The sequence below is a fragment of the Micromonospora sp. NPDC005291 genome (assembly GCF_040607415.1).
Lineage (GTDB): Bacteria > Actinomycetota > Actinomycetes > Mycobacteriales > Micromonosporaceae > Micromonospora.
Genome location: NZ_JBEXGR010000006.1, coordinates 86,000 through 111,698 on the forward strand (window position 1 = coordinate 86,000; position 25,699 = coordinate 111,698).

Consider the following 25,699-nt stretch of genomic DNA (forward strand, 5'->3'; position numbering starts at 1 on the left):
GGCATTCAGCAGCACATCGCATCCGCCTGCCGCGAACCAGCGTCCGCTGGACTGCTCCGGTCAGAACTCCTGGTACATGACGTGCAGGCCGACCCGGCCGAGGGTGGGGTGGCGGAACGCGCCCGGCACCGTGCCGACCACGTCGAAGCCCTCCCGTTGGTAAAGCCGCACCGCCGACCGGTTGCTTTCGACGACAGCGTTGAACTGCATGCCCGCGTACCCCTGGTGGCGCGCCCAGGCCAGGGCGTCGCGGCACAGCGCGGTGCCGACGCCCCGACCCCGGGCGTCGGCGGCGACCATGAAACTCGCGGTGGCGACGTGCGCGCCCGGCCCGGGCCGGTTGGTGCCCATCTTCGCGGTGCCGAGCACCCGCCCGCCGTCGACCGCCACGACGGTCCGCCCCGGCGCGGCCTCCGCCCACATGCCGTACGACTGCTCGGCGGTCATCTCGGGGTCGTAGGGGAAGGTCTCCTGTGCCCGGATCACCTCCTCGATGATCGGCCACATGTGCGACCAGTCCTGGTCGACGAACTCCCGTATCAGCACCGGGGGAGGCTAAGCCCCGAACGGGCTCCGGACAATTCGTTTATCCGCAGGTGCATCCGGGCGGCGTACCCGGTGCGAAGCATGGGTCGTGACGAGACGTCACGGATCTGTCGCTTCGACGAAAGGCCCGCTGATGAAGATCGCACGACTCGCCGCCCGGATGGCGGTGGGCGCCATGGCCACCGCGCTGGCCACCACCGCCGTCGCTGTGCCGGCCGCTCAGGCCACTGGCAAGCCCAAGCCGCTCGGCACGACGTCACTCGCCCAGGTGCTCACCAAGGACACCAGCGGCTTCGACCGCAACTCACGGGACTTCGACGTGCTTACCGCGGCCGTGCTGGCCGTGCTGGAGGCCAAGCCGAACTCGCCGGTCAAGGTGCTCACCGACGGCACCGTCGCGCTGACCGCGTTCATCCCCACCGACGCCGCCTTCCAGCAGTTGGTACGCGAGATCACGAAGGCACAGAAGCTGCCGAGTGAGAGCGCCACCTTCACCGCCGTCGCCGGGCTGGGCATCGACACCGTGGAGAACGTCCTGCTCTACCACGTGGTGCCGGGCGCGACCATCGATCGCAAGACGGCGGTCCGGGCCGACGGCACGGACCTGACCACCGCGCTCGGCTCGGCCATTGAGGTCGACGTGCGCACCTACCTGTTCTTCTTCCGCCAGGTGCGGCTGATCGACGCCGACACCAACGACCGTGACGCCCGCGTCACCACCTTCGACGTCAACAAGGGCAACCGGCAGATCGCGCACGCCGTGGACCGGGTGCTCCGCCCGATCGACCTGCCCTGACCCGGCCGGGTGGCGTCCGACCACACGTCGGACGCCACCCGCGTGTCAGTCCCGGTCGAGTGCCGCGATCTCCTCGTCGAGCAGGGCCGCCAGCCGGTCGTGCCGCCCCGGATGGCTCCGTGCGGTCATGCCGCGGCTGGGCATCTCGACGGTCATCAGCAGGTACAGGTGCAGCCGATAGAGACCGAGCCGCCGAAGCGCGAGGGCGTCCAGCACCAGCGGCGCGGCGGCCCGGTAGCCGCGCAGCAGGGGATGCTCCGGCTCATCCTCGACGCGCCGGAAAAGTAGCGGCGAGACCAGATCCAGCAGCGGATCGCCGTAGAGGAAGCGTTCCCCGTCCACCAGACCACACAGCCGTAGCCGGCCGTCCAAGTCGGGCGCGGCCAGCACGTTGCCGTCCCAGCAGTCGAAGTGCAGCAGCGCCGGGCGGCGTACCTCGTCCAGCACGTCGGCGTGCCGCCCCACCAGCGCGCGCAGGCGGTCCGGGGTGACCGGCAGCCGGACGTCCCAGTCGGCCGCGTCGGCGAGCAGCGCGTCGAGCATCGCCGTGAACGCCGCCCGCCAGCTCGACCCGCTGGCCCGGTCGCCCTCGTACCCGAACCGGTCGCCGGTGATCCGGTGCAACGCGGCGAGGGTCACCCCGAGGTCGTACCGCGCCGGGTCGTCGTCGAGCGCGGCGCCCGCTTCGGTCAGGTCGGACAGCGACCGGCCGGGCAGCATCGCGGTGACCAACCACTCGCCGTACGCCGGGTCGGTGCCGTGGTGCAACACCGGGGGTACGGGCACCTGCGGCGCATGCTCGGCGACGAGCCGGAAGTACCGTGCCTCGGCCGCGCAGAGCCCGCGTTCGTAGCGCATTAGTGGCGTCTCCGCCGGTGGTGCCAGCTTCAGCACCACCCGGCGGTCGTCGTCGAGCAGCGCCCACCAGACGGTCGCGAACCCTCCGCCGCTCAGCGGGCCGGCGTCCCGGACCTGGGCCCGCGGCCCGAACGACGCGCGGACCAGGTGTGCCACGTCGTTCGTCGTGAGGGGACGCTGCGTGGGGCTGGAAGCGGTCACGACGTGGTGTCGCCCCGCCGCGCCCGGGGCGTCGACCCGGAAGTGGCGCGGGTGGAGCGCGGGGCGGGACCGGCGGTGTCGCGGCGGACCAGCTCTGCGGGGAGCACTTCGCGCCGGGGCGCCGGCGCCTCGACGCCGAGCACCAGGGACATCGCCCGCACTCCCATGTCGACCAGCGGCAGTCGCACGGTGGTCAGCGCCGGGGTCACGTCCCGGGCGATCGGCATGTCGTCGAAGCCCACCACGGAAATCTGCTGCGGCACGGCCAGCGAGCGCGCCCGCAGGGTGGCGAGCGCGCCGATGGCCATCGAGTCGTTGAGCGCCACGATCGCGGTCAGCTCCGGATCGTCGTCGAGCAGTCGGGCGGTGGCCTCGGCGCCGCCGTCGCGGTCGAATTCCGCGTACCGGATCCGCCGTTCCGGCAGCTCGCGGCCCTGCTCGGTGAGGGCCTGCCGGAGGCCGGCCAACCGGTCGGTCGTGGTGGTGAGGATCTGCGGACCGGCGACCACGCCGATCGCCCGGTGCCCCAGCCCGCACAGCTCCCGCCCGGCGAGGTAGCCGCCGGCCCGGTTGTCCGGCATCACCGCGTCGCCGGAGTGCTCGTGCCGGCCGATCACCACGACCCGCCCGCCGGTCGCCTCGTACGCGGCGAGCTTCTCGTTGAGCTGCCGGGTGAACGCCTCGTCGTGATAGCCCGAGCCGGCCAGGATCAGCGCCGCGACCTGGTGGCCGCGCAGCAGCTCCACGTACTCCAGCTCGCGGTCCGGGTTCCGGTAGCTGTTGCAGATCATCAACAGCCGGCCCTGGTCGGTGGCGACGCGTTGCAGCCCACGGGTGATCTCGGCGAAGTACGGGTCGGAGACGTCGTGCACGATCACGCCCACCGCGCTGCGATGCGAGCGGGCCAGCAGTTGGGCGTGCGCGTTCGGCACGTACTGCAACTCGGCGACGGCGGCGAGCACTCGCTCGCGTAGCTCGTCGGTGACCGGCTTGCTGCTGCCGTTGATCACGCGGGAGGCGGTGGCGGGTGAGACGCCCGCGCGTCGCGCCACGTCGGACAGGGTCGCCATGGCCCGCCCTCTCGGTCTGTTGACGGCGTGTCGCCGTGCCGGCTTGCGTCACGGTACCGCAGAGAAACCCCTTTCCCGCAGGGAGGTTCCGGGTCGCGAGTGTGCCGTCGGTGGGCGGGAAACGGATTGAGGAAAGGCCTTGCCTGCCGTCGGGGGAGCGCCCTACGCTCCACAGGAAAGCGTTTGCCTGCTACGCCGAGGAGCGCGCCTGTCCGGTCGAGCTTCCGGCACACCGCGACCACGCGCAGGTGCTGTCGGACCCCCTTCGATCGGCTCCCGAACTGCGCGGGTTGCTCGGCAGCGCGGCCGCCAACCACTGAGCGCGGATCGGTACGACCAGCACGACGGAAGGAACATCATGACCCGCAGGTCGATCGGCATCATCGTCAACGGCGTGACCGGAAGGATGGGCTACCGGCAGCACCTCGTCCGCTCGCTGCTGGCCATCCGCGAGTCCGGCGGCGTGGCGTTGGCCGACGGCACGACCATCTGGCCGGAACCGGTCCTGGTCGGGCGCAACGAGACGAAGCTCCGGGAGCTCGGCGAGCGGCACGGGCTGACCGACTGGACCACCGACCTGACCTCGGCGCTGGCCCGCGACGACGTCGAGATCTACTTCGACGCCCAGGTCACCCAGCAGCGGGAGAAGGCGATCCGGCAGGCCATCGAGGCCGGCAAGCACATCTACACGGAGAAGCCCCTCGCCGAGGACACCGCCGCCGCGCTCGACCTGGCCCGAGCCGCCGACGCGGCCGGCGTACGCACCGGCGTCGTGCAGGACAAGCTCTTCCTGCCCGGTCTGCGCAAGCTCAAGCGCCTCATCGACGGCGGCTTCTTCGGCCGGATCCTCTCGGTACGCGGCGAGTTCGGCTACTGGGTCTTCGAGGGCGACTGGCAGCCCGCCCAGCGCCCGTCCTGGAACTACCGGGCCGAGGACGGCGGCGGCATCACGGTCGACATGTTCCCGCACTGGCACTACGTGCTGGAGGAACTGTTCGGCCGCGTCAACGCCGTCACCTGCGTCACCGCCACCCATGTGCCCGAGCGGGTCGACGAGGCCGGCCGCCCGTATCCGGCGACCGCCGACGACGCCGCGTACGGCATCTTCGAGCTCGACGGTGGGGTGATCGCGCAGGTCAACTCGTCCTGGAGTGTGCGGGTGTACCGCGACGAGCTGGTGGAGTTCCAGGTCGACGGCACCGAGGGCAGCGCGGTGGCCGGGCTGCGCAACTGTCGCGTGCAGCATCGGGCGGTCACCCCGAAGCCGGTGTGGAATCCGGACCTGCCGGTCACCGAGGACTTTCGGGCACAGTGGACGGAAGTGCCCGACAACGAGGAGTTCGACAACGGCTTCAAGGTGCAGTGGGAGGCGTTCCTGCGACACATCGTGGCCGGTGAGCCGTTCCGGTGGGACTTCCGGGCCGGTGCCCGCGGCGTCCAGCTCGCCGAGCTGGGGTTGCGCTCCGCCCGCGAAGGCGTCCGTGTCGAGGTGCCGGAGCTGAACCGATGACCGCGGAGGTCGTGCTGCCGGGTGGGCGGCGGCACCGGCTGGCCGGGGGGAGCGGGTTCGCCCGCCCGGTCGCGCCGGCGACCAGCCGGATCGCGTACGCCGCCGCGCACGTGGTCGCCGACCCGAGCGCGGAGAACGTGCCGGGTGCCCCGGCTGCGGTGGACTGGGACACCACCCTCGCCTTCCGGCGGCACCTCTGGTCGTACGGGCTGGGGGTCGCCGAGGCGATGGACACCGCCCAGCGGGGGATGGGTTTGGACTACCCGGCCACCCGGGAGCTGATCCGTCGCAGTGCCGCCGAGGCCCGTGCGGTGGGCGGACGGATCGTCGCCGGGGTCGGCACCGATCAGCTGCCGACCGGCCCGGCCACCCTGGCGGCCGTCACCGACGCGTACCGGGAGCAGCTCGACGACGTCCGCGCGGCCGGTGCCCGGCCGGTGTTGATGTGCAGCCGGCATCTGGCCGCCGCGGCCCGCGGTCCCGAGGACTACCTCCGGGTGTACGACGAGCTGCTGACCGCCTCCGACGAGCCGGTGGTGCTGCACTGGCTGGGGCCCATGTTCGACCCGGCGCTGACCGGCTACTGGGGTGCGGTCGACCTGGACCTGGCCGCCGACACGGTCGTCGAGCTGATCAAGGCACACCAGTCCAAGGTGGACGGCATCAAGGTGTCGTTGCTGGACGCGGGGCGGGAGGTGGCGCTGCGCCGTCGGCTGCCCGCCGGGGTACGCCTCTACACCGGCGACGACTTCCACTATCCGGAGCTGATCCGGGGTGACGAGGTGAGCCACTCCGACGCGCTGCTCGGGGTGTTCGCGGCGATCGCACCGGCCGCCGCCGCCGCGTTGGCCGCGCTGGACTGCGGGGACCTTTCGACGTACGACGAGGTCTTCGCGCCGACCGTGCCGCTGGCCCGGCACCTGTTCGCGGCCCCGACCTGGCACTACAAGACGGGGATCGTGTTCCTGGCCTGGCTGGCCGGGCACCAGGACCACTTCACGATGGTCGGCGGCGCGCAGTCCGGCCGGTCCCCGGCGCATTTGGCCACCCTGCTCACCCTGGCCGACGCCGCCGGGCTGCTCCCCGACGCCGACCTGGCCGCCGCCCGCGCACGGGCGCTGTTCACCGTCGCGGGGGTGGCTCAGTGAGCGCGAGGAGTGAGCCGGTGTTGCGAGCCCCGCAGTCGCGAACGGAGGCGGCTCAGTGAGCGCGAGGAGTGAGCCGGTGTTGCGAGCCCCGCAGTCGCGATCGGAGGCCAATCCAGCAAACCTGGCCCGGTTCTCGTTCAACCAGGCGACCGCTCAGCGCTGGCCGCTGCCCGAGGTGGTGGCCGGGTGTGTGGCTGCCGGCGTACCGGGCATTGGGTTGTGGCGCGAGCCGGTCGCGGAGCATGGGCTGGCGCGGTCGGCGAAGCTGGTCCGCGACGCTGGCCTCGCCGTCACCTCGCTGTGCCGGGGCGGTTTCTTCTCCACCGACGACTGGCGGGCGGAGAATCTGCGGGCCATCGAGGAGGCGGCCACGCTCGGCGCTCCGGAGCTGGTGCTGGTGTCTGGCGGGCTGCCGGAGGGCAGCCGGGACATCGGCGGGGCCCGGCGTCGGGTCGCCGACGCGATCGGTGAGCTGGCCCCGCACGCGGCGGCGGCCGGCGTCCGGCTGGCCATCGAGCCGCTGCACCCGATGTTCGCTGTCGACCGCTGCGTGATCGTCACCCTCGGCCAGGCGCTGGACATCGCCGAGCATTTCGACCCAACGGTGGTCGGCGTGGTCGTGGACGTGTACCACGTGTGGTGGGACTACACGGTGTACGCGCAGATCGAGCGGGCGGGTTCCCGGATCGCCGCGTTCCAGGTCTGCGACTGGGTGACTCCGCTGCCGGAGGGGGTGCTGCTCGGCCGGGCGCTGCCCGGCGACGGCTGCATCGAGCTGCGTCGGCTGCGCGAGGCGGTGGACGCGGCTGGTTACGTCGGCCCGATCGAGGTGGAGGTCTTCTCCGCCGAGGTGTGGGCGCGTCCGGGCGCGGAGGTGCTGGACGCGGCGATTGCCGGCTACCTGCGCCACGTCGTCTGAGGCTCTCGAACGGCGGTGGCCGGCGGCGGTGGTGCCTGGCTGGGCATCGGCACCGCGCCGGCCTTCGGTCGACGGCGGGACGCTGACCGTGGTGCTGCCCCGCGTACCGTGCTCGCCTGGTGCTTGTTTGTCCGTTCAGGTCCAGCCTGCTGGCGCATCATCTCGGGCAGACTGATGCCGGCCGCAGAGATCAGACGTCACGGGGGATCCCATGAAAGCGCAAGACGACGTGGCGAGGCACTCCGGGGTGGGTGGTCGCGCCTCAGCCTTGCTGCTGACCGGCCTGCACAAGGCGTTCGGCGCCAACGTCGCGGTCGACCACGTCGAGCTGACCGTGCCGCAGGGATCGTTCTTCGGCCTGGTCGGCCCGAACGGTGCCGGCAAGACCACCTTGCTGTCCATGGCGGTCGGCCTGCTGCGTCCCGACGAGGGCCGCTCCGAGGTGTTCGGCGTGGACGTCTGGGACGGCCCGGTCCAGGGACGGGCGCTGATGGGCGTCCTGCCCGACGGGCTGGCTCTGCCCGAACGGCTCACCGGCCGGGAGCTGCTCACGTTCATCGGGCAGTTGCGCGGGATCGAGCCAGCCGTGCTCGCCGAGCGCACCCAGGAGCTGCTTGACGTGATGGAGCTCAACGACGCCGAGACCACCCTCGTGGTGGATTACTCGACCGGCATGCGCAAGAAGATCGGCCTGGCCACCGCATTGCTGCACGGGCCGCGACTGCTGGTGCTGGACGAGCCGTTCGAGGCGGTCGACCCGGTGTCCGCGGCCGCGCTCAAGGCGATCCTCGTACGCTTCGTCGAGTCGGGCGGCTCGGTGGTGCTGTCCAGCCACGTCATGGCGCTGGTCGAGCAGCTGTGCGACGCGGTCGCCGTCATGGTCGATGGCCGGGTCGTCGCGGCCGGGCCGCTGGCCGAGGTCCGCGGCGAGCAGACGCTGGAGCGGGCGTTCGTCCGGCTGGTCGGTGGCGACGAGCACGCCGTGAGAGGGCTGTCGTGGTTGGCGTCCTGATCCGGATGAAGCTCGCGATCATCCGGAACTCCATGACCGGCGGCAAGGCCGCCTGGATGGTCGCCGGCGGCATCTTCGGGCTGCTGTTCGCCGCCGCCACGATCTGGCTCACGTTCGTCGACATCGCCAAGCCGGGTGTGCTGGGCGATCTGCTCGCCTGCGTCTGGGTGACGTGGATGCTGGGCTGGGTGATCGGCCCGCTGTGGGGCGGCTCGGCCGTACTGCGCGCCGACCACTTCGCGCTGCTGCCGATGCCGCGCCGGAAACTCGCGGTCGGGCTGCTCGGCGCCGCCTTCGTCGGCATCACCACGGCGGTCACGGCCCTGGCCTTCCTCAGCCTGATCACGTACGCGGCGCACCTGGGCGTGGTGCCGGCCCTGATCGCCGTACCGGCCGCTGCCGGGGAACTCGTGTTCGTGGTGCTGCTGTCGCGCGTCGCGTACGCCCTCTTCGGTTTTGTCGCCACCTCCCGGATCGGCGCCGCGATCACCGGCGTGCTGTTCGCCGCCATGATCGTTCTTTCCCAGTCCGGCTGGATGATCATCGTGGCGGTCTTCTACTCGGACGTGCTCTCCACCGGCTTCTCGTCCACGTTCTCCACCGCGCTGCGCGGGATCCCGTCGAGCTGGGGCGTGGTCGCCGTCGAGGCCGCCGAGAATGGCGACTGGCTGCTGGTCCTCGGTGCGCTCGCCGGTCTGGCCGTACTCATCGGCCTGCTTCTCCTGGTCTGGGCGGCCACCCTCGGCACACCACGCCGCTCCCGGGTCACTGTCCGCGGGACCAGCCACGCCCCCGTGCCGACCGGCGGCCTGTTCGCCGGGCCGACCGGCGCGGTCTTCCGCAGGGAGCTGCGTACCTGGTGGCGTGACCCGCTGCGGACCACCACCGCCACCGTGCCGATCGTCTGGGCGCTGCTCACCGTGCTGCTGCCACTCACCTTCGACGAGAAGGTGCTACTGCCGTGGGCCGGCCCGGCCGTCGCCCTGTTCGCCATCACCTCGGCCTGCAACCTCTACAGCCAGGACGGCACGGCACTCTGGCAGACCATCATGACGGGCACCCACCATGCCGACGTCCGCGGCCGACAGTGGGCCTACCTGGCCGTGTTCGGCCCGATCTCGATCGCCCTCAGCATCGGCTTCACCATCTGGAGCGGCTACACCTGGGCCTGGCCGTGGGTCGCCGCCACCGTGCCGGCGCTGCTCGGCGGCGGCGCGGGCCTGATCATCTACGCCTCGGTGGCCGCGATGGTGCCCGGTCCCGACGCGCACAAGCGCCCGGACAACCCGCTCGAACGCGCCGATACGACCGGACAGTCCAATGTGCTGTTCTGGTTCGGCCTGATCCCGCCCGCCCCGGCGCTCACCGCCGTGATCCTCGGCGACCAGCTCGACCTGCCTCTGCTGCTGTGGGCCGGCGGACCGATCAGCCTGGCGACCGGCATCGCGCTCGCCGGGTGGCTGGGCTCGATGGCGAGTAGGCAGCTCACCGCCAAGGGCGCGGAGATGCTGTACGTCATGCGTACCGGCCGGAAGACGGCTGCTCCGACGGCGGCTGCGGGCCGGACGGCGGCGTCCGGCGGCGACAAGATCGAGGTGTCCAGGCGGGACGCGGCGCTCGGCCTCCTCCACTGGGTCGGCGGCTCGATCCTGCTGTTTCCGCAGGGCCTGCTGCCGCTGGTGTTCATCCTCACCGGCGTCGACACGAAGTCCTGGTTCCTGGCGATGCACCTGCCGCGCGAATGGGGGCTACCGGTCGCCGCCGTCAGCGTCCTTATCGGTGCCTTCCTGTACGCCCAGGCCATCCTGCCCATCATCCGCAACAAGACGATCAGGGCCGAGCACGAGGCCGGCGCGATCCGCGAGCGCGATGGAGCCCCGGGTGGCGACCCGGAACAGCAGCACGAACTCGAATCCGCTTGACGAGTGAAGGTCGGGGCGGGGCGGACCTCGGCGATGCTAGATCGGGAAGCGGCCGCGGCGGATGTGCCAGTTTCGGCCGGCCTTCAGGTGGTCGACGATCGCGCGCTGGAGCACGGTGCGGCGCGGCAGCTGGTCGAGCGGCGTGGTCAGGGTGCGGAACACGAACCGCAGCACCTCGACGTCGGCGTCCAGCCCTTCCGGCTCCTCGTAGGGCTCCAGCTCGAACCTCCGCTGGAACCGGACGATGTTGGAGTCCTCGGGGAGGTATTCCAGCAGCTGCGGGTCGAGCAGCCACGAGCCGCAGGCGAACGCCGTGTAGTGCTCGTCGGGAAAGTGGCGCGGGAAGAACGCGCGGGCCTCGTCGAGCGACGCCGTGACCGCCTCCGGGGTCATCGGCCCCGACTCCGCGATGTGCAGGTCGATGGCGGTGCCGCCACGCTGGTGCTGCAGACGGCCCAGCTCGTAGATGCCGCCGCGCGCGTGCAGGGTCAGCCAGCTCTGCATGACCGGCCAGCCCTCGCGGTGCATCCGCCGGTCGACCGCGAGGTTGCGGCCCAGGTCCGCGAGGGTCGCCCACGACACGGCATCGGCAATGCCGTGGTCGCGGTGGTATCCCGTGACGACGTCGACCATGGCCAGGTACGCGTACACGTAGAGATGCCGCCAGGCCGGGCCCCGATCGCGTGGCAGCTCGGGCCCGGGCACCAGCCAGCCGTGGCCCCCGAGATCGGCACGGACCAGGGCGATCGAGCGGTCGAGCAGCCAGCGCAGCTCCGGCGTCCACAGCGGAGAGTCGGGGTCGGGCCAGCCCGCCATGATCTCGGCGGCGTCGTCGGGCCGCACCGCGAGCCGGTCGAGGATCGCGGGCGCGTCGGCCTTGGCAGGCAGCGGAGCCGACGGCCGGTCGCCGGCGAGCCGGTGGACGCGGTCGACGTCCTCGACGGGGACTCCGAGCCGGGCGGCGGTGTCGTCCAGATTCACGCGGACGACCCTACCGGCGATGCCCGACGTCGTGGTGCTCGCCGGTGGCAGTGCCGGTACGCCGTCGGCCGCGCCGCCGTCGGCGGTAAGCGGTTTCGTGGCCTGGGGGCGGTCGGCCGACAGCGACGGCTACGGACCCCGCGCCGCACACGCAGCCCGTCACCGGCGCCTCCAACAGCCTCGACCCTCCCCTGTGAGAGGGTCAACCCCGCCCGGCCCTTTCTTCGCATTCGTCGCAACGCAACCATTGCGCGAGCTCACGCCATGGAGGCTGTCCGGGCACAAGAACCATGAGCTCGCACGGATAGCCGCACAGAGCGTTGTCGTTGTCGCGTATCTGAAGGTGGCAGGTGGCTGTCGGCCTTTCCGGTTCGACTGCGTAGGGCAGCCGCGTCTGTACCTCTCCCAGGAACATCGTGAGGGCATGCCAACACCGACGTCGAGGCCACCCCAGGCGCTCGGTGGCGATGAGATACGGCATGTTCCGCATGATTGCAGGGCAGTCCAGAGACTTACTCTTCTGCCGCTCCGGGTGGGCTGGTGTTCATCGCCGGCGGTGACGCCGGCACGCCGCCACCCGTCGGCTCAAGCACCTCGCCCCTGCGGCGGGGATCCGGATGCCGAGGATGCCCCCCGTGCTGCGCCACACCTTCGTCACCACCGCCTACATGGCCTCCGGGACTTAGCCAGCGCTCGCGGCTTTGCCGAATCGAGTAGGTATCTCGGTCAGATGGTCGGACTCCATACCCACGGAGTGGTGGTGCTGACTGCGTGCCGACCGAGTCGTTGAAGAATGGGCTTGCTGTCCTTGGATGCGTCGACCATGAGGTACTTGATGCCTCGGTCGGCGGCGATCTGTGCGCGGCGGGCCACCAGCGCGCGGTAGATGCCCTTCCGGCGCCATTGCGCAAGGGTCGATCCACCCCACAGCGCGGCGAACTCTGTGCCGGGAATGATGACCAGCCAGGCGGCCGACACGACCTCGTCCGCAGCCTCCGCGACGAGCACGACGATGTTCTCGGGGGCCGATTCGATGCGGTCTCGTAGGTCGTCGGCCAGCCACGACCAGTCGACGCCCCAGACCTCGGATTCCATGGCCGCGATCCGGTCCAGGTCGGCCAGGTCCGTGGTTGGGCGGATGGCGATGCAGTCGGGGACTTCGCCGGCGGCGGTCAACGTGGTTGCCAGACCGATGACTACCGTTTCCTGGTCCTCCGGCGCGAAGCCGGCCAGCCGTAGCCGCTCAGTCAAATCCTGGCGGTCGTGACCGTACGTCTTCCACTCGACCGCCTGGCCGAGCGCCGCGGAACGGTCACGCACCCGACCGATGAGCGCGTCTAGCCCCTCGACGCTGAGGCTATCGAGGTTCTGGGCGAAGGCGAGTCCTCGCGCGGCGGTGGCGATCTGTAGGACGGGGCCATCCCACGACGGCTTCCAGCTGTTCGGTAGTCGCGAGGCGATGGTGCCCCGCACCTGCTCGTCGTGTAAGGCCAGAAGTTCGTTGCGCGTAGTCATCGCGGCGGAGCATGACGTCTGCACCCCCTATCGCACGGGGGCCGGCTACACCACTGGTCCGACGTACTGAACTGCCGATGACGGTGCACGGCAATTTATCGAGCCGTCGCCTTCCGGAGTTCGCTCAGCCACTCGGTGCCGAGTCGGTGGCCGTCGGGCAATTGGTCGTCGCGATCCCAGCGCCATGTGGTGATCATCGCCAGTATGAGGGTCCGGCAATTTTGGAGCAGGTGGTGATCGACGCCTGGGTAGTGGTCTCCGACCTCGTCGGGTGCGTGGGCTAGGTCGAACTCGATCGGCCCCCGGCAGCATGTCTCGAAGTCGATGAAGAGCGGGCCGGTCGCGGTGGAGAGCAGGTTGCCCGGGTGAGGTTCGCCGTGCAGGAGCTGTTCGGGTCGGCCGCTATCGCTGACCGTTCGGCGCAGGCGGTCCAATGTGCCGGCGAGAAAGACCCGGTCGGCGTCGGCCAGCTTCGGCGTCCGGTCGTGGTCGGCCACGAGCGTCTGGGCCTCGGAAACCCGGTCCGTGAAGTGCGGGGTGGGCAGGTCGACCCGGCGCATTCCGGCGTGCAGGCGTTCGAGCGCTGCGGCGTAGTCCGCGGGTGGGATTGCTTGAGTGGTCACCGGTTCGTAGTAGGTCCACAGGGTGACCTCGTAGTCGTCGCGGACGAAGACCTCGGGTGCTTTCAGTGCGGCCACCGGGCTTCCGGCCTCGGACAGTTGCCGAGCGATATCCACTTCAAACTGGGCGCACTGATGCGCCGCCGGTGCCACCCGGGCCAGCACGTCGCAGGGCTGCAGACGCAGGGTGAGCTTGTTCGAGTTGTGCAGGACGGCGGCGTCGTGGGCGGTCAGGCCGAGCGATGAGGCGCTCGATATGGCTGCCCGTGTTGCCCGCTGGGCCTCGTACGCCTGCATCGGAGCACCGTAACTCAGCGTTCCCGGCGCAGCGGCCGTATTTCGGTCCCCCTACGTCAGTGGCTGTCGCCGCTGAACCGGGATTGTTAAGACGCAGCTGCGGATAGTGCGCAAGGTGCGCGGCGAGGCTTGGCGGTAGCGGCCCGGCATCTGGATCGGGGGATCCGCGCCGCCGAGGGCAACGCCGCAACCAGGTCCTGATCACAGCGTCGACCCGGGGCCGTCAGTCGGCCTCGTGGTTCGGCTCCGGCTCAGACCTGTCTCTGCGCCTTGACCCGGACTCGCCGCTCGGTCCCGGTCTGGCCCCGCCGGTCAGCTTCGCGTCGGGCTGATAGCGGTACGCCGCCTCCCGTACCGCCGAGTCGGACTCTAGTCCGGCGCCGAGCGCGCCGCCGACCGTCGCCAGCGAGCTGGCCAGCCAGCCCAGTTTGACCTGGTGGGCGACTCCGGCCGGTCGGCCGGTGGATTCAGCGAGCAGGTCCCAGGGTACGAGGGCGACCGCCCCGATGATGGTCAGCGCGGCGAGCGCCACGTACAGCGCGAGGACGCCGATCACCACGGTGAGCACGGTGACCACGTTGAAGAGAACGACCTGCTCCCGGGCACCCGGGTCGCGCGGAACCCGCTCCCAGAGGCGCGCGCCGAGCACCATGGTCAGCACCACCGCCAGGACGGAGCCGGCCGCGAGCAGCGCGAGCCGCAGGTTGCCCAAGGCCGCCGACAACTGCCAAATATCGGCGCTCACCAGGGCGAGGACGGCGGTCGCGAAGGCACCGACCAACAGCCGGGAGAGCCGGACGGCCAACCGCCACGGCCGGTTCGCCCGGAGCATGCCGAGCAGCAGCCGCACGTTGCCGCCGATCACCCCGGCCAGCAAGCCGATGCCGGACGCCTGATGGTTCACACGCGCGCCGAGGTCCCGGGCCCGCCGTCCGGTGGCCAGGCGCCGGCGGCGCGAGCCGGCCCGTACCGGGTCGCCGACCGCGTCGGCATCGCCAAGCAGTGCCGCGAGGAGCCGGTCCCCGGCCTCGGCCATCCGCCGGGCCACGGCGACGGGGCCGAGCGCGGGCATGGAAAGGACCGCGACGCCGTGGGTGGTGCTGGCGTGCGCGACCACGGGCCGCCGCGCGGTCTGCAACGGCAGGTCCGTCACACAGAGGACCAAACTCCAGCCCTCGGCAAGCATCCGGTGCCGGGTTGCCTCGATGAGCTGGCCGAGGTCGGCCGGCCCTTCGATGAGCCGTGCCACCTGGAGGCGTACCGCCCAGTCCACCTCCGGGACCCGGTTGCGGAGCCGGTCGGCGAGCTCCGTGGCGGCCTCCCGCGCCAGGTCGGCCGCGGCCCCGGGGGCGGCCACGACACCCACGACGACGCACCCGCGCCCGGTCACCACACTCCCGGAGCCAGCCCGGCCGTTCCCCCGGGCGCGGCGCCGATCCGTGGCAACGTCGTCAACACTCGAGGTCGTCCTTCAGGATGCTCATCGCCGGAACGAGAACGAGTTCGGCGGCTCCACCGTGAGCAGTTCTTCATCGGTGGTCGAGCCGTCGTCCGAGGCGTTCGTCCCGCGCAGGCCTGTGTTCCAGTCGGTGTGACGCTGCTGACGCACGATTGCCGGCGAGTGTTCGGTTCTAAGAAGATGTGGCTCAGGTCGACATCGATGACGTATTCGAAGACCTGACCGGTGGGAGCGTTGACGGTACGGGCGACCCGGACGAAGTCGTCCCCCACCTCGGTGGAGTCCCGGTCGACGCTCATGGCCGCCCCCGTCCCTGTCGCCTGGTCCAGCTAGTCCCCGGTAGGCGCCGACTCATTCATCCGCGCCCGCGCGATGACGCCGGACCCGCCGGTCAGGGCTGGTACTGGCTGCGGGTACGGGGCAGCCACTGGGGGTGCTGGTCGCGCAGGTAGCGGATCAGTCCCTCGCGCAGGTCGCAGCGCAGGTCCCAGGCGCTGGCGCCGTCCGCGGCCGAGGCCTGCACCTGGATGACCACGGTCTGCGTCGTGACGTCGACCATCTGGAGCACCCACCGGTCTCGATCCCACAGCGGTGAGGACTCGACCAGTCGGCGTGCCTCCCGGCGCATGTCGTCCAGGTCTGCGGTGTGGTCGACATGGATCTGGATCTTGCCGATCACCCGCGACTCGTCCCGGGTCCAGTTCTGGAACGGCCGCTCAGTGAAGTACGTGGTCGGCAGGATGAGTATCCGCTCGTCCCAGAGCCGGATCACCACGTTGGTCAGCTTCACCTCCTCGACCCGGCCCCATTCGCCGTCCACCACCAGCACGTCGCCGACGTGCAGCCCGTCGGCGAAGGCGACCTGGATGCCGGCGAACGCGTTACCGAGCGCGGTTCGGGCCGAGAGGCCGATCACCGCGCCGACCACCCCGGCCGAGGTCAGAATGGAGATGCCGAAGAGGCGTACCGGCCGGAAGGTGATCAGGATCAGGCCGATCGCGAGGACCGTGACAACGGCCACCGTGAGCCGCCGAACCGGACGGATCTGGGTCCGGGCCCGCCGGACCCGCCGGCTCGTGGCCAAATCACTCGGCAGTCGGCTGAACGCGACCGCTTCGGCGACGTGCAATGCCCTGACCACCAGCCACGCACCGACGGCGATCAGGACCAGCAGGATGGCGTGTCGCAGATAACGCTGCCACCCGGCCAGTCCGGGCGGCAGCGCGTAGTACAGCGCCCCGACCAGCAGAACCGTGGCTGCCGGGCGGCGGCAGGCGAGCCGCAGCGGCTCCAGCAGCCACTTGTAGCGGCCACGGGCAACCCGGCGAACCAGCACGCCTGAGACCAGGTCCACGACCACGGCCGCCGCCAGCGCAGCCAACACGATCAACGCGGTACGCATCAGAAGCTGTTCACCGTGATCCCGATGCCGCCTCTCCCGGGCTCGCGACCGCACCCGCACGTTCAGGGTGCCATCAGATCCGGTGGCCGGCGGCGGATATCGAGAATGCCAGGCGAGACGGTCGGCCTGCCCGCAGGCTTCCTGCGAGCCGACGCAGGATGCGTGATCGGGACCCTATGGCCGGTCGCCGACCTGCCGGGACCGCTCATGCAGCGCTGTCAGCTGCTCCTAGGCGTGCCGGAACGTGCGGCCGGGTGCCGCCCCCCGAGGCGCTGCGCGCCCCTCAGCGCTGGGTGGCCGGGAACGCGACGCGGAGCTGGCGGCGCCGTCCTACGGGCGCCCGCGCTACGGCAGCCTGCCCGGCCTCGGTGTGGTCCTCGGTGCTCGGGTGCTGGCCGAGTTCGGCGACGACCCCAAGCGTTACGCCGACGCCAAGGCGCGCAAGAACTACGCCGGCACCTCACCGATCACCCGAGCCTCTGGCACGAAGAGAACCGTGCTGGCGCGGCAAGTCCACAACGACCGCCTCAGCGACGCCGTGCACCAATGGGCCTCTGCGCTCTGCGTGGCTCACCTGGCGCCCGTGCCTACTACGACGCGATGAGAGCTCGAAAGATTGCTAGGACGTCCACCGGTGGGTGCGGCCGGTGAGTCCCAGGACTCGGTCGAGCAGGGGAGCACCAGCGGGCAGGGCAATTGACGGCCCGAACAGGCCGGGGGTGCCGTCGCTGCTGGCCTGTTGGGACACCAGGCGGTGGATCGTGTCGAGGGTCTGGTTATCAACGTCGTATGGCTGCCCTGTCGCGCTGGCGAGATCCCATCCGTGAACGACCAGTTCGTTGAGCGCGACGATGCCCATGATCTCGGCCGGCAGCACCACCCCGCCAGCCGCGGTCTGGCCCGTCCAGGCGCCTGGCTTGCGCCATGCGGCAACCAACTCGTCGAGTTGCACCGGCAGTCGGCTGCGCCACTTCGGGTCGAGGTTCGCAACTGAGGGGTTGCCCGGGCCAGCGGGCGCAGCGTCGGATCCTTTCTCAGCAGCGATCCGGAACGCGACCGTCAGCCCCATGAGGTGGTCGAGCAGATCGCCGACGGTCCACCCCTCACACGGAGTGGGACAGGTGAGCTGGTCATCGGTCACCCCGTGTAGCAGCGTCTCCAGTGCGCGGACCGCAGGCTCGAAATCCGAGGTGCCGTTGCTGTTGGTCATCTCTTCCTCCTTCGCGAATGCTTCTGGACGCTACATGTTCGGACCGACAAGACAGTCCACCTGCGAATGATCATGCTGATGGCGACCGATCACGCCACAGGCCGGGCAACGGTGCTCGATCGCCCAGCTGGCGACCGGCTCAACGTCGCAGCGCCTGTCACCACAGGCCCTGTCGGCGCCGGCCGTTCGTGTCCGAAGATGCCAATGTGCGGGAGTCGGCCAGGTCGCTTGCCTGTACGCGGTAGCGCAATTCGATTCGCACGCAATAAACCCGGGGCGGCATCGATGATCATCCCGCGATAATGGCCGATGTGGAAGAAGTTGAGGTCGTCGTCGCCCATGACGAGCGGGCGACCCTGCGTGTCGGTGATGTGTTCCTGAAGATCGACGCTGATCAGTCGCGCACCGACGTCGAGGTCGAGGCGATGGCACTGGCGCCGATCCCGACTCCGCAGGTCCTGTGGCGCAAGCCACCCGTGCTCGCGCTCGCCGCCCTGCCCGGGATAGCACTGGGCCGCCTCGGCGAGCCGTCGCCCGCGTCGTCGGCGGCGTGGGCAGCGGCGGGTGCGGCCGCGCGGACGCTGCACGACGCGCCCCTGCCGCCATGGCCCGGTCGGCGCCTCGACGAGATCGCATCGCGCCTCGACGGCGAATGCGAGTGGCTCGTCACGAATGGTGTCCTTCCCACGGACGTGGTCACCCGCAACCGCCAGGTTGCTGAGGCTGCGCTGCGGCCGTGGAAGTCGGTGTTCATGCACGGCGACCTGCAGATCACCCACGTGTTCGTCCACGATGACGAGATCACCGGTGTGATCGACTGGTCCGAGGCGGCCCAGGGCGATGCCCTGTACGACCTCGCCGTCCTGACGCTCGGACACGAGGAGCGCCTTGACGATGTGGTCGCCGGCTACGGCACCGATGTCGACCTCGACGTGATCCGCGGGTGGTGGTCGTGGCGAAGCCTGGTGGCGGCCCGCTGGCTGGTCGAGCACGGCTTCGACCCGTCCCTGCCCGGCTGTGAGTTCGACGTGTTGAGATCCCGGATGTGAGGCTGCACGAACCCGACGGTCACGAGCTGTGACAGCGGGTTCGTGTAACCGGCTGGAGACGGCCGGCGGATGACCTGGTCGGTGAGCGGCCGACACGTTGCGCGAGCGCCCGCTCTGACGTCAGCGGTCGAGGGCGCGGCTGAGGAAGCGTGCACCGACCTCGGTGATGTCCTCGGTGGTCCACTCGAGAGCGGGTGTGGCGACGGTGATCTCGGTCATGGCCACGCCCGGTAGGTTTGTGTCCTGCCAGCCGGCGACAAACCACACCCTCTCATCCGCGGCGAGTTCCAGCGCGGCGTCGTTGAGCGCTTGCGCTGGGTGAGGCAGCCACAGGCGGAATCGATGGGTATGCGGAGGTTCTGGATATACCCGCGCGCCGGGAAGCGTGGCGAGTGCCGCGGCGACTGTCTGCGCATGGCGCACATACTCGGGGATTCGCGGCAGTTCCCTGTCGAGACCGGCGAGGGCGCTCAGAGCGGCTGGCCACTGTTGAAACACCTCGCCGCCGTAGCGGTGTCGCCAGATGCGGGCGTAGGAGGCGAGCTGTGCGGTGCCCGCGAGCGCCGCACCGCTGATACCGCCGATCGTCTTGTAGAACGAGACGTACGTGCTGTCGGCGAGGTCGGCGATATCGCTGAGAGTGTGCGCCAGGTGTGGGGTGGAGTCCCAAATTCGGGCGCCGTCGAAGTGGACACGTGCACCGATGGTGTGCGCTGCGGCGGACACGGCGGCGAGTTCGCCCCAGGACGGAAGGACGAAGCCGGCGTCTCGCAGCGGGAGTTCGATGACGACGGTGCTCACGGGTTCGGCGAGCGCGGTGACCTCCTCGGCCGTGGGGTTGCGGGGCGCGGTGGTCGGCCAGGTGCTGCGCAGGCCGCTCAGGTGGGCGTAGGCATGCCGTTCGTCCGCCTCCACGTGGCCGAGTGGGTGAAGAGCGACCGTCGGGTGCCCGCTGTGGTCGGCGCCATAGCGCAGTGCGACCTGCTGGGCCATCGTGCCGGTGGGGAAGAAGACGGCGGCCTCGGTGCCCAGTAGGTCTGCCACACGTTCTTCCAGCGTGGTCACCGGACCGTCGCCGTAGAAGTCGGGCTGACCATCCAGATCGCCGCCTGCGTCCATGTCTGCGAGCTGCTCCCTCATGCTCCTGGTCCGGATGCCGGACAGGATTCGGTCGCAGGCGCGCTGCGCGGCAAGCCGACGCTGCCGTGTGTTGTGGGACATCAGCGGATCGTCGCAGGTCAGCGCAATAGGGGCCAGGGCCCTCCTGAGCGGGTAACGCCGAAACGCCACTCTCAGGAGGGTGGCGGGGACGCCCCGACGTGTCGCAGCGAGTATTCGGCGGTGGTGTAGGCGCCGCCTTGAAAGGCGGCGGCGTCGATCGGGGCTTCCGAACCGGGCACACGTTCGGCATAACTTTCCGCGTCGTCTACCGGCAGATAGCCGAGCGGCGCCCCGGCGGCGGTATCCCAGAAGGCGCGGGTGTTGGCGGAAACGGCATAGGCGGTCACGAAGTGCACCCCGGGTGCGGTGATAGCCGCACGGATGAAGCCTATGCCGTCGCGCGGGCTCAACCATGTGGCCAGATAACGGGCCTCGGTCGGCTCGTCCTCGAAGCTGCCGATTCGCAGGCACACCACCGACAGGCCAAACTTGTCGGCGTAGAGGCGCCCGAGTGCTTCGACGGCGACCTTGCTCACCCCGTAGAACCCGTCCGGCCGGGCCGGTGCGTCCGGTGCGACGACCTGCCCGACCGGGTAGAAGCCGGTGACACGGTTGCTGCTGGCCAGGACGACTCGTCCGACCCTCTGTCGGCGAGCAGCTTCCAGCACGTGGTACGTGCCCAGCACGTTGCTCTCCAGCAGGTCGGCCATGGGCGCCTCATCCGGGAGCCCGGCCAGGTGCACCACGGCGTCCGCTCCCTCCAGCGCGGCGACTACGGCGTCCAGGTCTGCCAGATCCAGTTGAATCGCCCGATCTGTCGGGGACTGCGGATGCAATGGAACCCGATCGACCAGCACGAGTTGGCGAACCTCATCGCGCAGGTGTCGGCAGACTTCCGCACCGATTCGACCTGCAGCACCCGTGACCACGACCGTGCCCAGACGTGAACTCATGGCCTACATCCTGGCGGCATGTACCGACAAGATGGTCATCGCCAATCTCACGGTTATCGAGGACCTCTCTCTCCTTCCGCCGAAGACGCTATGAAGTCAGCATGGCCCGGACCATGAGGTCAACCACCGACCTCAGCAGGCCGACCTCACCCGCCGGGGTGCGGAAAACCGCAGCCCGGCGGGTGGGCACTATCGTTCTGGCGTGCACATCCGTTTTGACATCCCCGCCGATCCCGCCTACCCAGGCCGCGTGGCCGCTGTGCTCAGCAGCGTCCGGCTGCGTATGTACGGCTACATCGGCGCGGCGCTGGCGGCGGTCGGGGCGATCGGTTTCGCCGTCTCGCGGGGGTTCGCGTGGGGCGAGCAGATCTCACCGCTGTGGATGGCGCTGATCGTGGGTGGTCTGCTGTCGATGCTGTATGGGCCGTGGGTGCGGTTGCGCGCCCGGCGCCGCTCCAGTCGCTACGCGGTCGAGGGCGCCTACGACATCACCGATGACAACATCATGATGCGCAGCGGCTCGGAGTCCGGCGGCATCGCCTGGGACGGGGTCGCCCAGGTACGGGACACCCCTGAGTTCTGGATCGTGTACGTCGGCCGGATGCCGGCGACCGTGATCCCACGCCGCTTGATGTCCGCCGAGGACGCGGAGACGTTGCGAGCCTTCATGGCCGAACGTGGGCTGCTCCAGTTGCGGTGAACTCATCAGCCGCCGGCACCCCAACGACATCCTGGCCACGTACGCGGCCTCCGGGTACATAACCTGCCGCTCGCGGCTTCGCCGGTGAGTGGATGCTGACCTCTCCGTCGGTGTCGGCGGACCTGGACGGCTATCCGGTCAGCGACTCGTGCTGCTCGCGCGTGATGCAGCGTCACCGCCTGTGCACCTGGTCGCCACCACGGCACCCGTCCCGGCGCGTCCAGTGGTAGCTCGCATCGCCCAGGTCAGCCATGCCCGCCAGTTTTCCTTACGGCCGTCAGCCCAGCGGCACCTGCGCCGGCCGATCACCGCCGCCAGCGGCACCGACGCCCTCAGGCGCGGTGATTGGTGCGGTGGTGATCCGGCTCGGCAGCACCGGCGCGTCCCGGCCCGTGCCCCGCCGGCCGTCGCCGCCGGACGACTGCTCGTGGTAGTCCTGCTCCACGTTGACCGACCAGACATCGTGCGCGCTGCCGGTGGCGATGTTCTCGACGGTGAGCATCGCGGTCAGCATCGAGTGGTCCTGGTTGTTGTAGCGGTGCATCCCGTTGCGCCCCACCGGGTGCACGTTCGGCACCGCCTCGGCCAGCCAGGCCCGGATCACGTCCACGTTGTGCTGATAGCGCTCGTCGTACACCGGGTAGGCCTTCGGCATCCGCACGACGTAGCCGGCCTCCACCACGCCGGGCCGGGCCAGACCCAACCGCTCCAGCTCCGCGGTGGCCAGCGCCACCAGGTCGGCATCGGGGGTACGCCACATCTCGTCGTCCTCGAAGACGAAGTACTCCAGGCCCAGGCAGGTGCGTCCGTCCTTGACGAGGTACGGCGACCAGGAGCCGAAGTTCTGGATCCGGCCCACCCGTACCCCCTGGTCGTGCACGTAGATCCAGTTGTCCGGGAACGAGAACTCCGCCGGCACCACCAGGGCGACCGTCAGGAAGTCGCGATAGCGCAGGTCCGCGGCGCAGGCCAGCACCTCCGGCGGCGGCGGCGGGCGCAGCGCGGCCACCAGCTCCGAGATCGGCATGGACGAGATCACGTGGTCTGCTGATTCGGTACGCTGCCCGCCCGCGCCGTTGACCGTCACGCTGATCGCCCGCCGTTGGGCCGGGTCGCGGTGCACGGCGGTGACCCAGGTGGCGGTCGACACCTGCCCGCCCCGGTCGCGCACCTGCTCGGCGCAGCGTTCCCACATCATCCCCGGCCCGTACTTCGGGTACTGGAACTGCTCGATCAGGCTGGTCACGTCCGTGCGGTACCGCCGGGGTAGCACCGCGTTGCGGATCGCCTTGGCCAGCGACAGGTTCTTGATCCGCTGCGCGGCCCAGTCCGCCTGCAACCGGTCCGCCGGCATCCCCCAGACCTTCTCGGTGTACGTCTTGAAGAAGATCGAGTACAGCCGCCAGCCGAAGCGGGCCGACACCCAGCCCTCGAAGTGCGACTGGTCTCGTGGCGGGCGCAGTCGGGCCCGGGCGTACGACCCGAGGCAACGGGCCGCCTCCGGTAGCCCCAGGTTGCGCAGCGCGTTCACCGCGCTCAGCGGGTAGTTGAACAGCGCACCCCGGTAGTAGATCCGGCTCATTCGGGGCCGGGTCAGGAAGTCCTCGTCCGGCAGGATCTCGTGCCAGAACGCCTCCACCCGGGGCACCTTCGTGAAGAACCGGTGCCCGCCGATGTCGAAACGCCACCCGTCGCGCTCCACGGTCCGGCTGATCCCACCGACCACCTCGTCGGCCTCGAAGACCCGGACCGACCGGCCGTGCCGGAGCAGCTCGTACGCCGCTGTGAGCCCCGCCGGCCCCGCGCCGATGACCACCGTGCCGTGCTGCTCGCTCATGCTGCCGCGCTCCCTGCTCACCGTCATGGTTGAGGCGCGGCGCGTACCCGTTCTGCGCCGAATGTCACCCTCGGTGGTGGTGGTTTCCGCTTCGGCGGGTCGCGCGGCGGCGTACAACGGGAAGGGCGACACCCCGCGCACGGCGGGTGGGCCGGCGGACCGGGGGAGCGGAGCGGATGCACCGGTGGCGAAGCGTCGCGGCGGCGCTGGCCGCCCGGTTGGTCGCTGCCGGCCGCGTCGGGGCACGCACGGCCCGTCGGGTGCCGGCGCCCTGGCCGTACGTGATCGCCCTGTTCCTCGGCGCGAAGTTGCTGCTGACCCTGCTCGGGCTGCTGGCCCTGCACGCCTGGGACGGCATTCCCGGGGCGCCGCCGCCGGACGAGGCGTTGATGTGGGCGCAGCAGCGGGAGATTTCCGGGCACCGGTGGATCTCCTTCTGGTTCGCCTGGGACGCGCTGCTCTACCTGCGGCTGAGCGAGCTGCCCCTGACCGGGCCGTGGAGGGACTTCGGTTTCCCCCTGCTCTACCCGTTCCTGGCCCGGCCGGTCGGCGCGCTGCTCGGCGGCGACAACGCGCTGGCCCTGCTGTTGATCAGCAACGTCGCGTTCCTGCTGGCCCTCTGGTACGGCTACCGGTTGGCCGAGCTGCTGCTCGGCGACGCGGACGCGGCCCGCCGGTTCACCCGGTACCTGGTGCTGCTGCCGACCGCGTTCCTCTTCCAGGCCGCGCTGACCGAGTCGCTCTTCGTCTGCCTCGCGTTGGCCGCGTTCTACCACGCCGAGCGGCGCCAGTGGCTGCTGGTCGGCGTGCTCGGCTACTTCCTGGCGATGAGCCGTTCCGTCGGCCTGATCGTCGCGCTGCCGCTGGCCCTGGTGCTGCTCCGCCAGCACGACTGGCGACTCGGCCCGCGCGCCCTGCTCGGCTACCTGCGGATTGGCTGGCCGTTGCTGCTGCTGCCCGCCGGGTGGTTCACCTTCATGGCGTTCTGCCGGTGGCGCGGCGGGGACTGGTTCGCCTACCAGCACGCCCAGCAGACCGGGTGGGGGATCGAGGTGCAGAACCCGGTGCCGGTGCTGTTGAACGGGCTGGCCGGGGAGCCGCGCGACGCCGCCCGGATCTGGTTCGCCGTGGCCGTGTTGGGGGTGCTGGTCGCCGGGTTCCGCCGCCGGGAGCTGGCCTACCTGGTCTACGGCGTACTCATGGTGCTGGTGCCCCTGTCGATGGGCCCGGCGGTGTACAAGAGCCTGCTGCGCTACCTGCTCGCCGCCTTCCCGGTGGCCCTGGTGCTGGCCCGCTGGGCCCGTCACGCCAGCGTCGACGTGTGGCTGACCGCGGGGCTCGCCGTGGTGCAGGGCGCGCTGTTCGTGCTCTGGCTCAGCTACTGGACCCACATGATCATCTGATCGGGCCGGGCAGGCAGTGACCTGGCCGCGGGTGTGCCCGACCGACGCGTCTGTGCGAGCCTGCTACGGACGTTCGACGCGTACCCGAGTGGAGGCCCCGTGTTCGCCCTGCCGTTGACCGAGGAGGTCGAGCTGCGCCCGCTGGACCCGTGGCGGGCCGAGGAGTTCCTCGCCAACCTGGACCGGAGCCGCGAGCACATCCAGCCCTGGGTGTCGCCGACCTTCGTCGCCACCGACCTGCCGTCGGCCCGCGCGGTGTTGCAGCGGTACGCCGACCGGTGGGCCAGCGACAACGGTGGCATCTGGGGGCTGTGGTGGCGGGGCACACTCGTCGGCGGGGTCATGTTCGTGTCGTTCGACGTGACCCGGGGCGTCTGCGAGGTCGGATGCTGGGTGGAGCCGGAGGCGCAGGGAAGGGGCATGGTCGCGCCGGCGGTCCGCCTGATCGTCGACTGGGCGGTCCGCGAGCGCGGCATCCAGCGGGTGGAGTGGCGAACCGACGCCGACAACACCCGCAGCAAGGCCCTCGCCCGCAGGCTCGGCCTGCGCCTCGACGGCACACTCCGCCAGGTCAGTCCAGGCCCGCACGGTCGGATCGACCTTGAGGTCTGGTCGGTGCTGGCCGACGAGTGGATCGCCGCGCCGAGCGAACCGCAGCCCACCGTCCACTGACGACGGCGCGTTCTGTCGTACCCGGGCGGCACCATGCATCCATGGCCGTCCCCGCGCTCACCCCTCATTCCGACCCGCCGCGTTCCGTGCCGCTGCGTGAGGCGCGCACCCGGTTCAGCCAGCTCGTCGCGCTGGCCGAGCTGACCGACGCGGTCACCGTCGTGACCCGCGACGGCGATCCCCGCCCGGTCGCCGCGATCGTTCCCGCCGCAGCCGCCCGCAGCGGCGCGCAGGCCCGCGCCGACGCCGACCGGCTCGCCACGGTCACCGCCGGCTGGGCCCGGCGCCTTGAGGAGCAGCACCGGCGCAGCAGTCAGCGGCACGCCGCCGAGCTGGGTGCGATCCGCGCGGCGTTGGCCGAGGCGTGGGCCGAGCTGGATCGCCGGGTCATCCCCGGCAGCGACCCGGCGCTGGCTCGGCTGCGTGCCGCGCACAACGACCTGCTCGCCGGCTGACCC

Annotated in this window: 24 protein-coding genes and 1 pseudogene; 12 read left to right on the forward strand and 13 right to left on the reverse strand. The window is 70.6% G+C overall.

Features of this window, described 5'->3' with window-relative positions; genetic code table 11:
• Window positions 1-60 precede the first annotated feature (60 nt).
• Complete coding sequence (locus tag ABZT18_RS10890; RefSeq protein ID WP_354994309.1) at window positions 61-546, reverse strand: GNAT family N-acetyltransferase; 486 nt, start codon at window positions 544-546, stop codon at window positions 61-63.
• Between the two features lie 133 nt (window positions 547-679).
• Here ABZT18_RS10890 and ABZT18_RS10895 point away from each other — a divergent pair, with 133 nt between their 5' ends.
• Window positions 680-1,342 carry a fasciclin domain-containing protein gene (locus ABZT18_RS10895; protein ID WP_354994308.1) on the forward strand — a complete coding sequence of 221 codons (663 nt, stop codon included), beginning with the start codon at window positions 680-682 and terminating at the stop codon, window positions 1,340-1,342.
• Between the two features lie 45 nt (window positions 1,343-1,387).
• Here ABZT18_RS10895 and ABZT18_RS10900 read toward each other — a convergent pair whose 3' ends face one another.
• Entirely contained in the window at window positions 1,388-2,356 is a 969-nt protein-coding gene (locus tag ABZT18_RS10900; protein WP_354994307.1) for an aminoglycoside phosphotransferase family protein, read from the reverse strand.
• Between the two features lie 41 nt (window positions 2,357-2,397).
• On the reverse strand, window positions 2,398-3,471 hold the full coding sequence (locus tag ABZT18_RS10905) for a LacI family DNA-binding transcriptional regulator (protein WP_354994306.1): 1,074 nt from the start codon (window positions 3,469-3,471) through the stop codon (window positions 2,398-2,400).
• 358 nt (window positions 3,472-3,829) lie between these two features.
• On the opposite strand from ABZT18_RS10905, the gene ABZT18_RS10910 reads away from it, so the two are divergent.
• From ABZT18_RS10910 to ABZT18_RS10930, 5 genes are all read left to right on the forward strand, one after another.
• The gene (locus ABZT18_RS10910; RefSeq protein ID WP_354994305.1) at window positions 3,830-4,981 is read left to right on the forward strand and encodes a Gfo/Idh/MocA family oxidoreductase; all 1,152 of its coding nucleotides are present in this window, start codon (window positions 3,830-3,832) and stop codon (window positions 4,979-4,981) included.
• Window positions 4,978-6,129, forward strand: a complete 1,152-nt coding sequence (locus tag ABZT18_RS10915; RefSeq protein ID WP_354994304.1) for a dihydrodipicolinate synthase family protein — start codon at window positions 4,978-4,980, stop codon at window positions 6,127-6,129. Before ABZT18_RS10910 ends, ABZT18_RS10915 begins: the two co-directional genes overlap by 4 nt.
• Before the next feature lie 121 nt (window positions 6,130-6,250).
• Window positions 6,251-7,048 carry a sugar phosphate isomerase/epimerase gene (locus tag ABZT18_RS10920; RefSeq protein WP_354994391.1) on the forward strand — a complete coding sequence of 266 codons (798 nt, stop codon included), beginning with the start codon at window positions 6,251-6,253 and terminating at the stop codon, window positions 7,046-7,048.
• A gap of 211 nt (window positions 7,049-7,259) precedes the next feature.
• Window positions 7,260-8,060: an ABC transporter ATP-binding protein gene (locus ABZT18_RS10925; protein WP_354994303.1), complete on the forward strand. Its 801-nt coding sequence runs from the start codon at window positions 7,260-7,262 to the stop codon at window positions 8,058-8,060.
• 5 nt (window positions 8,061-8,065) lie between these two features.
• Window positions 8,066-9,982 carry a hypothetical protein gene (locus tag ABZT18_RS10930; RefSeq protein WP_354994302.1) on the forward strand — a complete coding sequence of 639 codons (1,917 nt, stop codon included), beginning with the start codon at window positions 8,066-8,068 and terminating at the stop codon, window positions 9,980-9,982.
• Window positions 9,983-10,018: 36 nt separating this feature from the next.
• Here the strand turns inward: ABZT18_RS10930 and ABZT18_RS10935 are convergent, their stop codons facing one another.
• The 6 genes from ABZT18_RS10935 to ABZT18_RS10960 all read right to left on the reverse strand — a co-directional run bounded on the left by ABZT18_RS10935 (window position 10,019) and on the right by ABZT18_RS10960 (window position 16,256).
• The gene (locus ABZT18_RS10935) at window positions 10,019-10,963 is read right to left on the reverse strand and encodes an acyltransferase domain-containing protein (protein ID WP_354994301.1); all 945 of its coding nucleotides are present in this window, start codon (window positions 10,961-10,963) and stop codon (window positions 10,019-10,021) included.
• Window positions 10,964-11,689: 726 nt separating this feature from the next.
• Window positions 11,690-12,478, reverse strand: coding sequence for a GNAT family N-acetyltransferase (locus ABZT18_RS10940; protein ID WP_354994300.1), 789 nt, complete (start codon window positions 12,476-12,478; stop codon window positions 11,690-11,692).
• Window positions 12,479-12,573: 95 nt separating this feature from the next.
• Complete coding sequence (locus tag ABZT18_RS10945; protein ID WP_354994299.1) at window positions 12,574-13,395, reverse strand: aminoglycoside phosphotransferase family protein; 822 nt, start codon at window positions 13,393-13,395, stop codon at window positions 12,574-12,576.
• Between the two features lie 223 nt (window positions 13,396-13,618).
• Window positions 13,619-14,761 (reverse strand): hypothetical protein, encoded by a 1,143-nt coding sequence (locus tag ABZT18_RS10950; protein ID WP_354994298.1) that lies wholly within the window; start codon window positions 14,759-14,761, stop codon window positions 13,619-13,621.
• A gap of 114 nt (window positions 14,762-14,875) precedes the next feature.
• A complete protein-coding gene (locus ABZT18_RS10955) occupies window positions 14,876-15,004 on the reverse strand; it encodes a hypothetical protein (RefSeq protein ID WP_354994297.1) in 129 nt (42 codons plus the stop codon).
• A 241-nt stretch (window positions 15,005-15,245) separates the two neighbouring features.
• Complete coding sequence (locus ABZT18_RS10960; protein ID WP_354994296.1) at window positions 15,246-16,256, reverse strand: mechanosensitive ion channel domain-containing protein; 1,011 nt, start codon at window positions 16,254-16,256, stop codon at window positions 15,246-15,248.
• A 346-nt stretch (window positions 16,257-16,602) separates the two neighbouring features.
• On the opposite strand from ABZT18_RS10960, the pseudogene ABZT18_RS10965 reads away from it, so the two are divergent.
• Window positions 16,603-16,865 (forward strand): annotated as a pseudogene (locus ABZT18_RS10965) (transposase); the annotation flags it as partial.
• Window positions 16,866-16,875: 10 nt separating this feature from the next.
• Here ABZT18_RS10965 and ABZT18_RS10970 read toward each other — a convergent pair.
• Window positions 16,876-17,466: a TIGR03086 family metal-binding protein gene (locus ABZT18_RS10970; protein ID WP_354994295.1), complete on the reverse strand. Its 591-nt coding sequence runs from the start codon at window positions 17,464-17,466 to the stop codon at window positions 16,876-16,878.
• A 302-nt stretch (window positions 17,467-17,768) separates the two neighbouring features.
• Here ABZT18_RS10970 and ABZT18_RS10975 point away from each other — a divergent pair, with 302 nt between their 5' ends.
• The gene (locus tag ABZT18_RS10975) at window positions 17,769-18,515 is read left to right on the forward strand and encodes a phosphotransferase (protein ID WP_354994294.1); all 747 of its coding nucleotides are present in this window, start codon (window positions 17,769-17,771) and stop codon (window positions 18,513-18,515) included.
• Window positions 18,516-18,635: 120 nt separating this feature from the next.
• Here ABZT18_RS10975 and ABZT18_RS10980 read toward each other — a convergent pair whose 3' ends face one another.
• Both ABZT18_RS10980 and ABZT18_RS10985 read right to left on the reverse strand, forming a co-directional pair.
• On the reverse strand, window positions 18,636-19,805 hold the full coding sequence (locus ABZT18_RS10980; protein WP_354994293.1) for a beta-eliminating lyase-related protein: 1,170 nt from the start codon (window positions 19,803-19,805) through the stop codon (window positions 18,636-18,638).
• A gap of 2 nt (window positions 19,806-19,807) precedes the next feature.
• Window positions 19,808-20,629, reverse strand: a complete 822-nt coding sequence (locus ABZT18_RS10985) for an NAD(P)-dependent oxidoreductase (RefSeq protein WP_354994292.1) — start codon at window positions 20,627-20,629, stop codon at window positions 19,808-19,810.
• A gap of 202 nt (window positions 20,630-20,831) precedes the next feature.
• On the opposite strand from ABZT18_RS10985, the gene ABZT18_RS10990 reads away from it, so the two are divergent.
• A complete protein-coding gene (locus tag ABZT18_RS10990) occupies window positions 20,832-21,329 on the forward strand; it encodes a YcxB family protein (protein WP_354994291.1) in 498 nt (165 codons plus the stop codon).
• Window positions 21,330-21,606: 277 nt separating this feature from the next.
• On the opposite strand, the gene ABZT18_RS10995 is transcribed toward ABZT18_RS10990, so the two are convergent.
• Window positions 21,607-23,166: an NAD(P)/FAD-dependent oxidoreductase gene (locus ABZT18_RS10995; protein WP_354994290.1), complete on the reverse strand. Its 1,560-nt coding sequence runs from the start codon at window positions 23,164-23,166 to the stop codon at window positions 21,607-21,609.
• A gap of 176 nt (window positions 23,167-23,342) precedes the next feature.
• On the opposite strand from ABZT18_RS10995, the gene ABZT18_RS11000 reads away from it, so the two are divergent.
• From ABZT18_RS11000 to ABZT18_RS11010, 3 genes are all read left to right on the forward strand, one after another.
• Entirely contained in the window at window positions 23,343-24,569 is a 1,227-nt protein-coding gene (locus ABZT18_RS11000) for a hypothetical protein (RefSeq protein ID WP_354994289.1), read from the forward strand.
• A gap of 99 nt (window positions 24,570-24,668) precedes the next feature.
• On the forward strand, window positions 24,669-25,241 hold the full coding sequence (locus ABZT18_RS11005; protein WP_354994288.1) for a GNAT family protein: 573 nt from the start codon (window positions 24,669-24,671) through the stop codon (window positions 25,239-25,241).
• A 41-nt stretch (window positions 25,242-25,282) separates the two neighbouring features.
• On the forward strand, window positions 25,283-25,696 hold the full coding sequence (locus ABZT18_RS11010; protein ID WP_354994287.1) for a type II toxin-antitoxin system Phd/YefM family antitoxin: 414 nt from the start codon (window positions 25,283-25,285) through the stop codon (window positions 25,694-25,696).
• Window positions 25,697-25,699: the final 3 nt, after the last annotated feature.

Bases quoted from the DNA above. Each gene is read 5' to 3' on its own strand.
- ABZT18_RS10895 (WP_354994308.1), top strand. From the start codon at position 680: ATGAAGATCGCACGACTCGCCGCCCGGATGGCGGTGGGCGCCATGGCC.
- ABZT18_RS10905 (WP_354994306.1), bottom strand. From the start codon at position 3,471: ATGGCGACCCTGTCCGACGTGGCGCGACGCGCGGGCGTCTCACCCGCC.
- ABZT18_RS10910 (WP_354994305.1), top strand. From the start codon at position 3,830: ATGACCCGCAGGTCGATCGGCATCATCGTCAACGGCGTGACCGGAAGG.
- ABZT18_RS10915 (WP_354994304.1), top strand. From the start codon at position 4,978: ATGACCGCGGAGGTCGTGCTGCCGGGTGGGCGGCGGCACCGGCTGGCC.
- ABZT18_RS10925 (WP_354994303.1), top strand. From the start codon at position 7,260: ATGAAAGCGCAAGACGACGTGGCGAGGCACTCCGGGGTGGGTGGTCGC.
- ABZT18_RS10930 (WP_354994302.1), top strand. From the start codon at position 8,066: ATGAAGCTCGCGATCATCCGGAACTCCATGACCGGCGGCAAGGCCGCC.
- ABZT18_RS10940 (WP_354994300.1), bottom strand. From the start codon at position 12,478: ATGACTACGCGCAACGAACTTCTGGCCTTACACGACGAGCAGGTGCGG.
- ABZT18_RS10945 (WP_354994299.1), bottom strand. From the start codon at position 13,395: ATGCAGGCGTACGAGGCCCAGCGGGCAACACGGGCAGCCATATCGAGC.
- ABZT18_RS10960 (WP_354994296.1), bottom strand. From the start codon at position 16,256: ATGCGTACCGCGTTGATCGTGTTGGCTGCGCTGGCGGCGGCCGTGGTC.
- ABZT18_RS10970 (WP_354994295.1), bottom strand. From the start codon at position 17,466: ATGACCAACAGCAACGGCACCTCGGATTTCGAGCCTGCGGTCCGCGCA.
- ABZT18_RS10975 (WP_354994294.1), top strand. From the start codon at position 17,769: ATGGCCGATGTGGAAGAAGTTGAGGTCGTCGTCGCCCATGACGAGCGG.
- ABZT18_RS10985 (WP_354994292.1), bottom strand. From the start codon at position 20,629: ATGAGTTCACGTCTGGGCACGGTCGTGGTCACGGGTGCTGCAGGTCGA.
- ABZT18_RS10995 (WP_354994290.1), bottom strand. From the start codon at position 23,166: ATGAGCGAGCAGCACGGCACGGTGGTCATCGGCGCGGGGCCGGCGGGG.
- ABZT18_RS11000 (WP_354994289.1), top strand. From the start codon at position 23,343: ATGCACCGGTGGCGAAGCGTCGCGGCGGCGCTGGCCGCCCGGTTGGTC.
- ABZT18_RS11010 (WP_354994287.1), top strand. From the start codon at position 25,283: ATGGCCGTCCCCGCGCTCACCCCTCATTCCGACCCGCCGCGTTCCGTG.